Source organism: Parasutterella muris (assembly GCF_009767915.1).
Taxonomy (GTDB): domain Bacteria; phylum Pseudomonadota; class Gammaproteobacteria; order Burkholderiales; family Burkholderiaceae_F; genus Parasutterella; species Parasutterella muris.
Genome location: NZ_WSRP01000052.1, coordinates 1 through 12,707 on the forward strand (window position 1 = coordinate 1; position 12,707 = coordinate 12,707).

Sequence of the window (12,707 nt, forward strand, 5' to 3'; positions counted from 1 at the left end):
GAAGCGGCTTCACTGCGCCGGAGATTATCGTTTTTGTCATTTCCTAACTCACGAGCAATGTCATTCTGATCAAAAAAGAACCCCGAACATTCACTCAAAAGCACGTAGCCTTTTTTCGAAGCTACATCAGTGTCTAAGACGCCCTATGAAAGATGGGTTGTAACGCTTGAATCGTCATCGAAGAGACCACTATTTTTTACTTGAGAATACCCTCGATATTCGGAAAGCAGTTTCTGAGAGTTTTGCTAAAATGCCCCTATCCTCATCGGTTTTCGCATGGCCGTGACGGAATTGGACGGTTTCGCTATGGTCACCCGCTCAATCTATGAAGCAAAAACCAAAGCAAACGGCCCGGAAGTACCAATTCCGAGCCGCTCAAATGGAAGATTGTCATGCGATTAAAAACATCTTCTGCTCTGATTATATCAAAGGTACTTAAGCGATGGTTGCCTAAAGTGAGTTGCACTGGTACTGCTGATGTGGTCGCGGTAAGAGCGCCTGAGTAAAAGGCCCCGTTAGTTTTCACTGGCGGGGCCTAGGTGTTTCTGACCGAATATCCGCGCTACATCACGGTTGCGAGCGGCGGCATTAGGAGACGGATCAACGTCTGAAATAGGCTTGGCAATCGAAGCGATCTCTGCCGTTGAGCCAGAAATTGGCTCCTCAAGCGCCGTTGGAACGTCAAAAACATCTGCCTCTCAGGAATTCAATTTCTCCGCAAATCGTTCTGCTCAGGTTTTTGGGGCCTCTGACACCGTGCAACCACAGTCGTTGCGCGCCTTGATTTTAGTGCGAGCGCTTTAATACGCCCTGACCAAAACAAGCGCCCGCATTGAGGCAGGTTGAACGGCTTTATATACAGCGGAGCTTCTGGACGCATCAAATGAAATGCCAGATGGTTCATCTGTTTTCCCTGTAGTTTGGCTCACCGCTAGTTGAGTACCATTATTGAAGTGGTACAAGGCCCCAGAAATATCTGGCGTCCGAATCGTTGGATAAACATGAGAATAGCTTCCGAGGATATTCGGAAATTTGTAAAAGCAGAGAACTAAGCTACAATTTCGGGACCATGAAAGGGAATGACCGTCATCCGAAGTCCTCACCCTCGAAACCTATGCCAATCCCTTAATTTCAGGGATTATCAAAGGATTACGGCGTATGCCGTAGAGGGCCCCGAAAGGGATCGGATAAAACAAAACCCGGGTGGGACCGGGCTTTGTTGAATCTTAACTTCTTATGAGGTACCGAGATGGCTACGACATTTCTAACCTCGTGGGAGATTATCGCACATAACACGATTATCTGGACAGGCGTATTCACGCCTAAGACCATTGCGCTTGAAAAACAAGTCAAACATATTTCCCGAAAGACCTTTGAAAAATTGACTGCATTGAGCGCTTAAGGCGCAGCCTTCTTCTCTCCGTTTTACGGTTCTTCGTAGTAGTAGGACTGTTCGATGCCTTTAAAAATCATTTCTCTGTTATCAACATCTTCTGTCAACGCCTGCTGAAGCAAGAATCTTAATTCCAAATCATTAATCGGACTTCTTTCCATTGCCTGAAGATAAAGTGTTTTATCAACCTTCTGCCAGTCAACAACTTTTCCCAAACGCTTTTTCAAAATTTGATCAAGCCATATGCGGGTTGAGCGACCATTTCCCTCCATAAAAGGATGAGCAACATTCATTTCTACGTATTTGGAAATGATCTCTTCAAAAGAGCTCTCCGGCATTAGTTCAATCTTTGCAAGAGCCTCCACAAGATAAAGTGCATTTGCGAACCTAAAGCCACCTTTAGAAATATTTTGCTGTCTAACCTCTCCTGCGAAATCGTATAGCCCGTCAAATAAGTACTTATGGATCTGCCGGAGTCCTTTGAAAGAGCCAATTTCAAATTTATTTATGGCGCCGGATGCAAACAATTCTTTTGCCTTCTCAAGGCTTTTCCTATCTAAATTCCTCATTGAATCACTCCTGTTTTATGATAGGCAGCGCTTTGAACCATTGCCGGACAAGCCTTTTTTAGCAGTTCCTTTGCTTCTGATGCGATTTTTCTTGCTTCTTCGGCACACGTGTATAAGGCAACTATTGCTCTCTGCACCTCGATCGGAGGCAGCGGGATTTTCACACGGCACATGTTCTCCCATTCAAAAAACTCATGCGCGGCTCCCTTTGAGTGATAACGGGAATATCCGTCGAATTCGCTACGCTTAAACCAAAGTAAAAACGGCCGAGGATTCGCACTACAAGGCCGCTTTAACGTACAGATAAAATGCACAAATTCAAATCTGTCGACACTAGTGTACGGCATTTAATCCGATTTATCATTAAATTGATTGTCGGGTTAATTTTATTGCTGATGTGCTAGTCGCGTGAGTAAAGAACCCCAAAGCGAAAGCAGCGGAGCTCGCGTGTTTTTGGTCCGAATATCCTTAGTGAACTTGATTCATATGCGAGCGACGGTTCCAGCTCATTCCGCCATGGACAGGTGCCGTTTCATTAATCAGAATTGTTTTTAAGCAAACAACTCTGTGGACAAATACCTGTCTCCGGTATCCGGGAGCAAAACGACAATATTTTTGCCTTTGTTTTCGAGGCGTTTAGCCAGTTCGATGCCGGCAGCGAGCGCCGCGCCGGAAGAGATTCCGACAAGGAAGCCCTCCTCTCTTGCGATACCGCGAGCAGCCTCATATGCGGCTTCCGCGCTGATCGGCATCACTTCGTCCAAAATCTCCGTGTCAAGGTTCTTAGGAATGAAGCCTGCCCCGATACCCTGAATCTTGTGCGGACCGGCCGCTTTACCACTGATCACCGCTGAGGTATCCGGCTCAACTCCGACGATCCTGACAGCAGGATTCTTCGACTTGAGGAAACTGCCCACGCCGGAGATTGTGCCGCCAGTACCGACTCCGGCAACAAAAATATCCACCTTACCCTCGGTGTCAGCCCAGATTTCCGGACCCGTCGTTTTAAAGTGCGCCTGAGGATTAACAGGGTTGGAGAACTGAGAAGGAATAAAGCTGTTTGGATTTTCTTTTGCCAGCTCTTCAGCCTTCGCGATTGCGCCTTTCATGCCCTGCTTACCGTCCGTGAGGACAATTTCAGCGCCATAAGCCTGAAGAAGTTTTCTTCTTTCAATGCTCATAGTTTCCGGCATGGTCAGAATAATTTTCATACCTCTTGAAGCGGCTGCGGCAGCCAGACCGATGCCGGTATTGCCGCTTGTGGGTTCAATAATCACGGTATTCTTCTTGACTTTGCCTTCGGCATCTGCAGTGTCAAGCATTGCGAAAGCGACGCGATCTTTGACGGAACCCGCGGGATTAACGTACTCAAGTTTGGCAAGCAGGTTTGCGCCTAAGCCGCGGTTTGCGCTGAAACGGTTAAGCTGAACAAGCGGAGTGCCGCCGATTAATTCACTTACAGATTGATAAATCATTTTGGTACCTCGAGAATTTCGGTCAGCTGACAGGGATAGAACCTTGCCGAGCCGAGTTAATAGAAAATGACTTTTTGAAACGAAAAGGGAGAAATGAAAAGACGAGTGCTGATGACAGGGGTGATTAACAGCACATGCGACAGGAACACAGACAACACAAGGCACTGCAGAATGCCCTGCGTTCAAAAGAAATCGTCTGTGCTCTCATTTGAATCTGTCCTTTGAAATAGATCGCTCGGTTCTGTCACGAACCTCGCATCAGTAAAAATTATAGGAATCGATTGCGAAAAAAACGAGTTCGGAAAGATTATTTCTCAGTGGATAAATTTTCAATGCTCACTTTGGGGTAACTCCGTAAGCTTGACAACCTATACCCCTCTTTTCCCACTACCATTAGGGATACTACTTACATTTGTTTCACTTTACGGCGTTGCTGTTATGGAGTTGTCATGTTTTTAAAGCCGTTTGTTATTTTCGCTGTCGGCGTTATCACTTTTGTTGCTGCTGAAGTCTTCGCTTATGCTCAGCCCGCGACGGCCGAACCAACCGCTCCCGCAGTTTCGCTCTCAAGTCGTGTGAAATCTCTGACTGAGACGGTTCAGACGCTCGAAAAGCGAATTCAGAACCTTGAAAATCAGACCATCTACAATTCCGCCGCCTTGATTCCGGGTGACACAAAACTGCAGAGCATTCGTTCGGGAAGCGCCGTCTTTCTGATGTCCATTGACAAGCCGCAGGCCACTGCCGACGGAAGCGAATTTACACTGACCGTTGTCAACCCTCAGGCCATTACCTATACGAACATTAACTTTGACATCCGCATCTTCGGAAAGGATGCCAACGGGAATCCTCAGGCCTATAAGACAGCGCACCTTCTTTCGCGCATCACGCCCGCTTTTGACGCCGGAACAAGCAACAAATTTAAGTTCGCGGTAAAAGGCGTTAAGCCGGACAACTTCGCTGCCGCTTACGTTGCCACCGTCACGTTCGGCTCAGTCGCCGCCTCCAGCGCAGAATAGTCTTCCGTTTCAAAAGACCCGAGCCAGAGATATTTTGGTTCGGGTCTTTTTATGTCGGCTTCTAAAACGCTGCTGTTAAATATGCCCAATTCGACGGGCATTTTTTATATTTTTTCTCCGGAGAATGACAATAAAAGCATTCGGCTCTGCCGCACAAGAAGTCTAAAGTTATCTCGGAGCAGCAATGATCTACAACATTCTTTTTAATGATGTCATTCCTATTTTTGTGGTGATGGCGCTTGGGTATGCCGGCGCCAAATGTCACTCATTCACTCCGGATCAGACTCAGGGGCTCAATAAAGTCGTCCTGAACTTCGCGCTTCCTGCAGCGCTCTTCGCGTCGATTACACGAGCAAGCAGAGACATGATTTTTGATGACCTCAAGCTCACGGTTATCTCGGCGCTTGGCGTCACTGTTCTTTTTCTTGTCGCGTTCTTTATTTGCTGGAAAGTCTGGCGCCACACTATCTCAGAGGCCGCTGTCTGCGCATTAATCGCAGGTTCTCCCACCATCGGGTTCTTAGGATTTGCCGTTCTTGATCCGATTTACGGCGCCACTACAGCGACAGGGCTCGTCATCGCAATCGTCGCCATTGTCGTCAACGCCGTTACGATCCCGATCGGCTTCTATCTGCTGAATCTCGGACTTCCTAAAAGCGAAACCGGCAGCGGAAGCCTTGGAGCCATTATCAACGCGGTCAAGCAGCCGGTTGTTTGGTCTCCGGTGTTTGCCGTCGTACTGGTCTTATGCGGTCTAAAACTTCCCGAAGCGTTTTATCCCTCATTTGAACTCATCGCGAAAGCCAACTCGGGCGTCGCGGTTTTTGCGGCGGGCCTTGCGCTTGCCACTGTGCCGTTCGGCATCAGCGCTGAGATTATCTGGAACACGGTCTTCAGACTCTTTCTTTCTCCGCTCGCCATTTGCATCGCAGGAGCGCTCTGGGGTATGGAAACCGAAAGTCTATCCATGCTGGTCATGGCCTGCTGCATGCCGCCTGCATTCTCCGGCATCATCATTAGCAGCCGATACAACATTTATGTCAAGGACGGCGCTTCTTCGCTCGCGCTCAGCACATTAGCCTTCGCAGCCGCAGCGCCCTTCTGGGTTTGGGCGACCCCGAAAATCGCAGGCCTGCTCTAAGACTTAGGTTTCTGAGAAACAGGAATATCTCCGCTCTGCTCCTCAGTGACCGTTATGTCTTCAAGCTCCTTGTTAAATTCGAGCTCTTCTCCTTTGGAAGGTTTCTTTGCGCCGCGCGTCACCAGATAGTAAAGCGGCAGACCGACGGCGCAGGCCGCTGCGGTAATGCCGAACACACCGTCATAACCAAACGTCGGAACAAGATAACCGGAAAGGTACGGAGCGGCTCCGATTCCTAAGTCAAAGAAAATGAAGAAGCTGCTGGTCGCCTGCGCGTAACGCTCTCGCGGCACCATTGCGACCGCCGAGGCGTTTCCGATTGAAGTGATATTGCCAAAACCCAGACCGCACAGCGCGCCGGCGACTAACACTCCGATCGAGCTCGGGAGCGCCCAAAGGATCACAAGTCCGAGGATAAGGCTGATGATCGCGGGATAAAACACGATCGCAGGACCGTGAAGGTCATACATTTTGCCGGTCATCGGGCGCGTCAGCAGAATCGCCGCGGCATACACCAGAAAGAAAAACGAGGCGGCGGCTTCCACATGGAAGACGTGCGAGTAAGGTGCCATAAATGCCTGAATATTGCCCCAAGCCAGACAGAATATCGCGCACACCAGACAGAACGGAATCAAACGAACATCGATGAAGTCCGAAAGTTCGATTTTCTTCTTTGTCTGAGCCTTGGGTTTCTCATTGACCCGAACCAAGAGCCAAAGAGCGAGACTGACCGCCGAAAGCGCGATAGACACCCAGAAAATTCCCGTGTATCCGATTTTGCCGACGAATGCGATCCCGATAAAGGGGCCGGAGCAGATGGCGAGCGCCGTACTCATCGAGTAGTACGAAATACCGCGGCCCTGAAACGCCTTAGGCGTAATCACCGCAACCAAGGTACCCGCTACTGTACCGATAATACCGATTGCCGCTCCGCTCAAAAATCGGACGATGAGAAGCATCCAAGTCGAAGATACCGCCAGGTAAGCGAGATTGGATACGAAATACAGCGCTAAGCCCGCGAACAGAAGCTGCTTATAGCCGACCGAATTCACAATCCTTCCGGAAAAAAAGCGTCCAACCAGGCATCCGATCACCACAATGCCGGTGAGAAGACCGGCATACGCAAGGGAACAATTAAAAGCGGAAACCGCAAATTGCGTGTTGACGACAAAGATCGCATAATAGCCCGTCATCCCCAAAAAGTTGATGAGCGCGATCGCGACAAAAGTTCTTGAGAAAATCGCTTTAAGTACAGAAGAACCTGTCTGTGGCTGAGTTGTCATTTTTATTTTGGATCCAAGAAATTTACTGTCGATCGGCTAAGCTCGACAAGGCCAGATAAGCAAAGAGCGCGCCTGCTTCCATAATGATTCGATCATTGAAGTCATAGTGCGGGCTGTGCAGCGCCGCCTGATGCTCCTTGTCTCTGACACCGATAAAGAAGAAACAGCCCGGAACTACCTTTTGATATGCGCTGAAGTCTTCGCTGATCATATAGGGCTCCGTTAAGCGCAGTGTGCGCTCACTTCCAAACATGCCGGCGGCCGCGCGCTCAGCAAAATCCGTCAGTTCGGTGTCATTGTCGACCGCACCTACCAGTCTGATGTAACGCGCCTCAGCCTCGAGTCCAAACGCCTTGGCGATGCCTACTGAGCGGGTTTTGATTTCGTGTTCGATCAGATCTCTAACCGGCTCTTCAAAAGTGCGTGTTGTTCCGAGCAGATGAACCGTTTCCGGAATAATGTTGTATGTGTTCGGGTTCCCGGCTGTAAAGGAGCAGACGGAGACAACTGCGGATTTAAACGGATCGAGTGTCCTTGAGACCAAAGTCTGAAGCGCGATAAAGATTTCGGCTGCTGCCGGAAGCGGATCCTTGCCGAGGTTGGGTCGAGCGCCGTGGGTGCCTACACCTTTCACATCGATCTCAAATCGATCGCAGGCCGCCATTGTCGGGCCGGCCCTAAATCCGATCATGCCTAAATCCAGAAGCGGTTCGTTGTGCGCGCCGTATATTTCTTTGACATCGTATTTTTTGAATACTCCGGACTGCACTACACTGTCCGCGCCGTTCACGCTTTCTTCAGCTGCCTGGAAGATACAGAGGATATTGCCTGCAAAGCCTCTGTGTCTGCTGAGGTAAAGAATCGCTGCGAGCAGCCACGTTTGATGACCGTCATGTCCGCAGGAATGCGCCATTCCGTTTTCTGAAGCCCACGGACAGCCGCTCTGCTCGGTGATATTGAGCGCATCGATATCGGCACGAAGGGCGATTGTTTTACCAGGCTTGCTGCCTTGGATCAAAAGGAAACCGCTGCCGGGAGATGCCGCTGTATCCAAACCCTCGATTCCGTTTTCTTTGAGAAATTCAGCGATCTTCTTAAGCGTCAAAGCCGTATCAAATCCGACTTCGGGTTCTCTATGTACCCGTCTTCTAAAGTCGATTAAACGCTTTTCGTATTGTTTAATCTCATCGATGATGTCCTGAGGGTTCAGGTCCTGCTGCATAAAAAACTCCTCTATTTCGATTTCCGAATCGTTTCTATTCGCGTTTTGACGCCTTGTCGCGGACAATGACCGCAGATTCCAACCCTCTACAGACACGTTTGAAAAATAGCGGCGGTCAGCGGAAGCGCGCCGAGATCCGACGTTTCGCAGAATGGGAATTCAAGAAGCATCATTTAGCGCTGCGTCTTCAGCCGACTTATGAATATAAGTGCGTATTTTATTCTTTAGGACTCAGAAAAATCATAAGTTTTAAGCTGTGTTCAGTTTACGGGGTTCACTCAGTTAAACTTTAATTTGGTTTAACATCATCAAGTAGTCAGCCGATTTCAGAAAACGATACATAGAGAAAAATCAGACTAGCGGGCTACGAATACAAATTCTTTCGCGTTGTTTTTATTGTCCCCTGTTTTATGACCTTGATTTCCGCAAGAGTATTTATGATCAATTTCAAATATTGAAACGTCCTTCTCTTGTTTCTCAAACATTTCCTTTATCTCTTCTTTTGTTGGAAGACTATTTGAAGAATAGGATAAAATTATAATTTTCTCTTTATGTTTTGCAATAAGGGACTCAAAGGCCGTATAGACTGAGACTTTGTTTGAAAATGGAGTTGGATACGAGCGAAATTTTTTGGTTTTTGTATGTTGCTGAATTTCGACACCGTTCCAGTCTCTAGCTAGGCCTTCTAAAAAATGGTATCGCCGCACGTATTCATTATCCGAGAATCTAGAACAGTAAGGAGGATCCATATACACGAGATCTGCATCCTTGCTGAAATGCATAGCATCCTCACAAAATGCCCTATTTTCGCAACCGTTATCAAAAACGGCTTGGTTGAATATTTTGACGCCTTCAAGAAAATGTTCAAAGATTGATTTGCGTAAATCTAATCTTCCGTCATCGTACCTGAATCCAGTAAAAGTAAATATCCCTCTCGGCCTTTTCTTTAAAGCCGCTCTAATTAAAGAACTTTTTGCAATTGCATATTCAAATTCGTTTTTGAGCATTGCAATATTGGTTCGCAAAATATCTATCTGTTTATTATCTTCATCTGAAAAATATAAGCCCTTAAAATTCTCAGATATAAAATTATCTGACAATATAGGTGGTACGAGAAGTTGTAAAGCCTTTTCATCGGGTAAAAGAATATTTGAATTTTCTACTATGGCCTTTGCCTGCAACTGATTCATAACCATGTAGTCATTCGATAAAACCTTCTTCCCAAGACTTTTGAGCAGATATCCAACCGAAGAGCTTCCGCAAAAAAGATCTATCGCGGAATTAAAGCTAAGCTCTTGAAATATTGAAGCCAGATTAGGAACAAGCTTACTTTTAGAGCCCATATATCTTGACGAAGGAAATAATGCTATCTGCTCCTCCCATGGCAAAAGGGACCGATTTGTTATTTTTTCAATGGAACATTTTTTTTCATTGATTGGGAAAATAATAGAATCCTCCCCTTTCCTTGTTTCACTTGTCTTGGATATGTATCTCTTGGTCTGAACAACTTCTTTACCAAACTCTTTGTATAAGTCAAATACAAGGGGAGCTGTAGAGTTAGTTAAAAGTACATGAACTCCATTCTCACTAAGTCTTTCAGCTAAAGTTGCAAGGCGTTGTTGATCTTCCAGAGTAAAAGTTTCCTTGGTATATCGATTAAAATCAGCAAACTTCGATACAGGCAAATAAGGAGGATCAAAAAAAACAAAATCTTTCGGCCTAGCGAATTCTTGAACTACTTCTTGGAAATCACCCTCAAGGATTGTTGCCCTTTTTAGCAAATTTGAAGCGTGGATTAGATTAGTTTCATCAATGAAAGAAGTACGTTTGTACGAACCGTAAGGTGTATTAAATTGACCTTGTCGGTTAACTCTGTAAAGGCCATTGAAGCAGGTTTTGTTTAGATAAATAGTTCTAGCAGCGGCTTCAATAGGATCTAAATTTTCAACTTTTTGAGATCTAACCTCATAGTAAAAATCCCTCTCATTTTTAAAATTGCTGAGCATTTTTATCAGTTGAATTGGACTTTTTGCGATTACCCTGTAAAGATTAATGAGTTCAACATTTGAATCAGAAATAATCGCTTTCTTAGGTGAAAGATGAAAGAATAGCGCCCCCCCTCCAATAAAAGGTTCTATATAAGTACCGAAATCTGAGGGTACATGTTTAATAAGGAAAGGAAGTAACTGAGTTTTTCCGCCCGCCCATTTCAGAATTGGTTTAATTCCGGTGTCGGCAGAATCAGGCGTAGACGTCTCTGTCTTTTTTATCTCACCGGGTTTTACCTTCATGCAAGTTGGTTTATATTGAACTAATCTCTCAAGGATTAAGGGGTCGGAAAAACGAGCTTCTTTTAAAAGGATTGAAAGAACTGCCATTGTTTCGGGAACCGTGCCTTTTGAACTATAGTTGCAAATGGAAGCGGGATTCATATTGAGCAGTTCTGCAAGACTTTTAAAAGTGAAGCCTGATACAGCTATATTTTCACGAAATTCTTTGTACTTCATACGGGATTCCTTTTTTATAACTATAACATCTAATAGACCTATTAGGCACTTTATGAAAATGCTAGGGAGTGAAAGTGACAAAAAAGACAATTGCATGGCAAATCGGAAATACAACGATTAGAAATCCCTACAGGATCAAAGACGGCCTTATTGCTTTGAAAGAAAGCGGTCTCGCAAATGTCAAGGCAGGTGCAGAGTGGGATAAGTGTTTCCGTGACGAATTAATTAGACACGGGCTCTTAAATGCAAGTGATCATTCCGATGAAACTTACAGCGCGGGGAGAAAATGGCGGTCTGCATTTGAGAAACTCGGATTTATCTTTCCGAGGCCTCCAAAAGATAAGTCCTCAATAGGAAACTTTCGAAGCCTATCACCACAAGGGATTAAACTAGCTAAGGCTTCTCTATCCATTGAAGTCGAGGAGTTATTCACACGAGCTTTGAGTGCTCCAGTCTTTAACTGCCCGGATGGCAAACAAACATTCTCTCCTCTATTCTGGGTAATATCAATCTTAAATGGGCTAGAAGAAAGGGAGGCTGAGACACACCTTACTTTCAGTGAGTTTAAAAATATCGTTCAAACCTCTTCCCCTGATAAGTACAAGGTTGATTTTGTAGTCCAAAAACTAATAGAGAGTAGAAACAATTCCGCTGCTGAGAATAGGATTGTGGACGAGTTCCGCGGAGACAGTATCAGTGCAGAGACAATTCGTACTCTAAGCGATTATGCGGATATGAATTTGAGATACCTCAAAACAACAGGTCTTTTCGTAAATTATTCACATGGGATTGCACCAAATCCTCTGAAAGCCAGCATTTTTAAAGAATTTAAGAAAGAAAAGATCTTCTTTAAAGATGATGATTGGGAAAATAAAAAAGATCAATGTGTTGGTTTCCCAATGTTTTTCGATGACGCGCTTGAAGCCAGAGAAGTTTATCTTTCTCAATTAAAGCAGGCAAAAGCCGAAGGTGTGGAATACGATGCCTCCTTTGATTTACAAATCGCTGACGCAGCTCAAATTAAAGAAGAATATAACAGTCTCTACTTAAAATGTTTCGAACATAGGGAAAGAAAATTTGCCAGCCAGCAAGCTGGGCAATGGCAAGAGATTTCTCGGTATATGGATATATTGAATTTAGGGAAAAAAGTTAAAAGAAAATCAGAGGACGATGAACAGCTTTCAATACCCACCGATATGAAACCAGCATATTTTGAATGGGTTATTTGGCGTTCTTTACTTGCCATAGACAGTCTAAAAAATTCGCCGGATGAAGTTAGAAAATTTAATGTCGATGCGAATTATTATCCTATTTTTACAGCTCCTGGAGGTACGCCTGACCTAGTTGCTATGTTTGAAGATTATCAACTTGTAGTAGAGGTAACCTTATCAGAAAACAGCAGACAGGAGGCTATGGAGGGAGAACCGGTAAGAAGACATGTCGCGGATGCCTGTAAACTTAGTAAGAAACCAACCTTTGGACTTTTTATTGCAAGAAAAATCCACACAAATACTGCGGAGACCTTTAGACATGGCCTGTGGTACTACGATAATGATGACTTAACTGAATTACAGATTGTTCCTGTTTGTCTTTCTGAGTTTAGAGATTGGTTTGTATGGCTATTTCAAAACAATGTTCAAGATAAGGCAGGACAACTGCGCTTATTTTTAGAAGACTGTTTAAGAAACAAATCGCAATTTACCGCTCCAGAGTGGAAAACCGCAGTTAAGGAGGCAATCAGAAGACGTATTCTTTTAAGAAAATGAACAACAGATTAAAGGTTTCACATGAATACCCATAGTCTTTATTTGTCGCACGGCCTTCCATGACATATTTAATGAAATTTACTGTCGATCGGCTAAGCTCGACAAGGCCAGATAAGCAAAGAGCGCGCCTGCTTCCGTAATGCTGAAATATTGCAGAATCTAGAGCCTCTAGCAGAGGCTCAGCTTTTAATCTGAAGGCATCTTCTTTAGAAGTCTGTCTCTTCTTCGTCGTCTTCGTAGACCTGCGCCTTTTCGGGCTCTGCATCAGGAACCGGAACCCCGAGGGCTTCAAATAACATCCGTCTTTCCCCTGCGATTTCACCGAAGTAGTA

Annotated in this window: 10 protein-coding genes; 4 read left to right on the forward strand and 6 right to left on the reverse strand. The window is 45.4% G+C overall.

Annotated elements, in window-relative coordinates; translation table 11 throughout:
- Positions 1 to 1,249 precede the first annotated feature (1,249 nt).
- The gene (locus E5987_RS11760) at positions 1,250 to 1,402 is read left to right on the forward strand and encodes a hypothetical protein (protein WP_160336275.1); all 153 of its coding nucleotides are present in this window, start codon (positions 1,250 to 1,252) and stop codon (positions 1,400 to 1,402) included.
- A gap of 23 nt (positions 1,403 to 1,425) precedes the next feature.
- Here E5987_RS11760 and fic read toward each other — a convergent pair whose 3' ends face one another.
- The 3 genes from fic to cysK form a co-directional block, all read right to left on the reverse strand.
- Positions 1,426 to 1,962 (reverse strand): protein adenylyltransferase Fic, encoded by a 537-nt coding sequence (gene fic, locus E5987_RS11765; protein WP_160336276.1) that lies wholly within the window; start codon positions 1,960 to 1,962, stop codon positions 1,426 to 1,428.
- On the reverse strand, positions 1,959 to 2,126 hold the full coding sequence (locus E5987_RS11770; RefSeq protein ID WP_160336277.1) for a hypothetical protein: 168 nt from the start codon (positions 2,124 to 2,126) through the stop codon (positions 1,959 to 1,961). Before E5987_RS11770 ends, fic begins: the two co-directional genes overlap by 4 nt.
- Before the next feature lie 387 nt (positions 2,127 to 2,513).
- A complete protein-coding gene (cysK, locus tag E5987_RS11775) occupies positions 2,514 to 3,437 on the reverse strand; it encodes a cysteine synthase A (RefSeq protein WP_160336278.1) in 924 nt (307 codons plus the stop codon).
- A gap of 449 nt (positions 3,438 to 3,886) precedes the next feature.
- Here cysK and E5987_RS11780 point away from each other — a divergent pair, with 449 nt between their 5' ends.
- Together E5987_RS11780 and E5987_RS11785 are read left to right on the forward strand one after the other, a co-directional pair.
- Positions 3,887 to 4,456, forward strand: a complete 570-nt coding sequence (locus E5987_RS11780) for a DUF3251 domain-containing protein (RefSeq protein WP_160336279.1) — start codon at positions 3,887 to 3,889, stop codon at positions 4,454 to 4,456.
- 184 nt (positions 4,457 to 4,640) lie between these two features.
- Positions 4,641 to 5,597: an AEC family transporter gene (locus E5987_RS11785; protein WP_160336280.1), complete on the forward strand. Its 957-nt coding sequence runs from the start codon at positions 4,641 to 4,643 to the stop codon at positions 5,595 to 5,597.
- Here E5987_RS11785 and E5987_RS11790 read toward each other — a convergent pair.
- From E5987_RS11790 to E5987_RS11800, 3 genes are all read right to left on the reverse strand, one after another.
- Entirely contained in the window at positions 5,594 to 6,880 is a 1,287-nt protein-coding gene (locus E5987_RS11790; RefSeq protein ID WP_160336281.1) for an MFS transporter, read from the reverse strand. The genes E5987_RS11785 and E5987_RS11790 overlap by 4 nt on opposite strands.
- 22 nt (positions 6,881 to 6,902) lie before the next feature.
- Positions 6,903 to 8,102, reverse strand: a complete 1,200-nt coding sequence (locus E5987_RS11795) for a M20 metallopeptidase family protein (RefSeq protein WP_160336282.1) — start codon at positions 8,100 to 8,102, stop codon at positions 6,903 to 6,905.
- Positions 8,103 to 8,458: 356 nt separating this feature from the next.
- A complete protein-coding gene (locus tag E5987_RS11800; RefSeq protein WP_237178833.1) occupies positions 8,459 to 10,609 on the reverse strand; it encodes a Dam family site-specific DNA-(adenine-N6)-methyltransferase in 2,151 nt (716 codons plus the stop codon).
- 74 nt (positions 10,610 to 10,683) lie between these two features.
- On the opposite strand from E5987_RS11800, the gene E5987_RS11805 reads away from it, so the two are divergent.
- A complete protein-coding gene (locus E5987_RS11805; protein WP_160336283.1) occupies positions 10,684 to 12,375 on the forward strand; it encodes an AlwI family type II restriction endonuclease in 1,692 nt (563 codons plus the stop codon).
- The last annotated feature ends 332 nt before the right edge of the window (positions 12,376 to 12,707 follow it).

Bases quoted from the DNA above. Each gene is read 5' to 3' on its own strand.
- E5987_RS11760 (WP_160336275.1), top strand. From the start codon at position 1,250: ATGGCTACGACATTTCTAACCTCGTGGGAGATTATCGCACATAACACG.
- fic (WP_160336276.1), bottom strand. From the start codon at position 1,962: ATGAGGAATTTAGATAGGAAAAGCCTTGAGAAGGCAAAAGAATTGTTT.
- cysK (WP_160336278.1), bottom strand. From the start codon at position 3,437: ATGATTTATCAATCTGTAAGTGAATTAATCGGCGGCACTCCGCTTGTT.
- E5987_RS11780 (WP_160336279.1), top strand. From the start codon at position 3,887: ATGTTTTTAAAGCCGTTTGTTATTTTCGCTGTCGGCGTTATCACTTTT.
- E5987_RS11785 (WP_160336280.1), top strand. From the start codon at position 4,641: ATGATCTACAACATTCTTTTTAATGATGTCATTCCTATTTTTGTGGTG.
- E5987_RS11790 (WP_160336281.1), bottom strand. From the start codon at position 6,880: ATGACAACTCAGCCACAGACAGGTTCTTCTGTACTTAAAGCGATTTTC.
- E5987_RS11795 (WP_160336282.1), bottom strand. From the start codon at position 8,102: ATGCAGCAGGACCTGAACCCTCAGGACATCATCGATGAGATTAAACAA.
- E5987_RS11800 (WP_237178833.1), bottom strand. From the start codon at position 10,609: ATGAAGTACAAAGAATTTCGTGAAAATATAGCTGTATCAGGCTTCACT.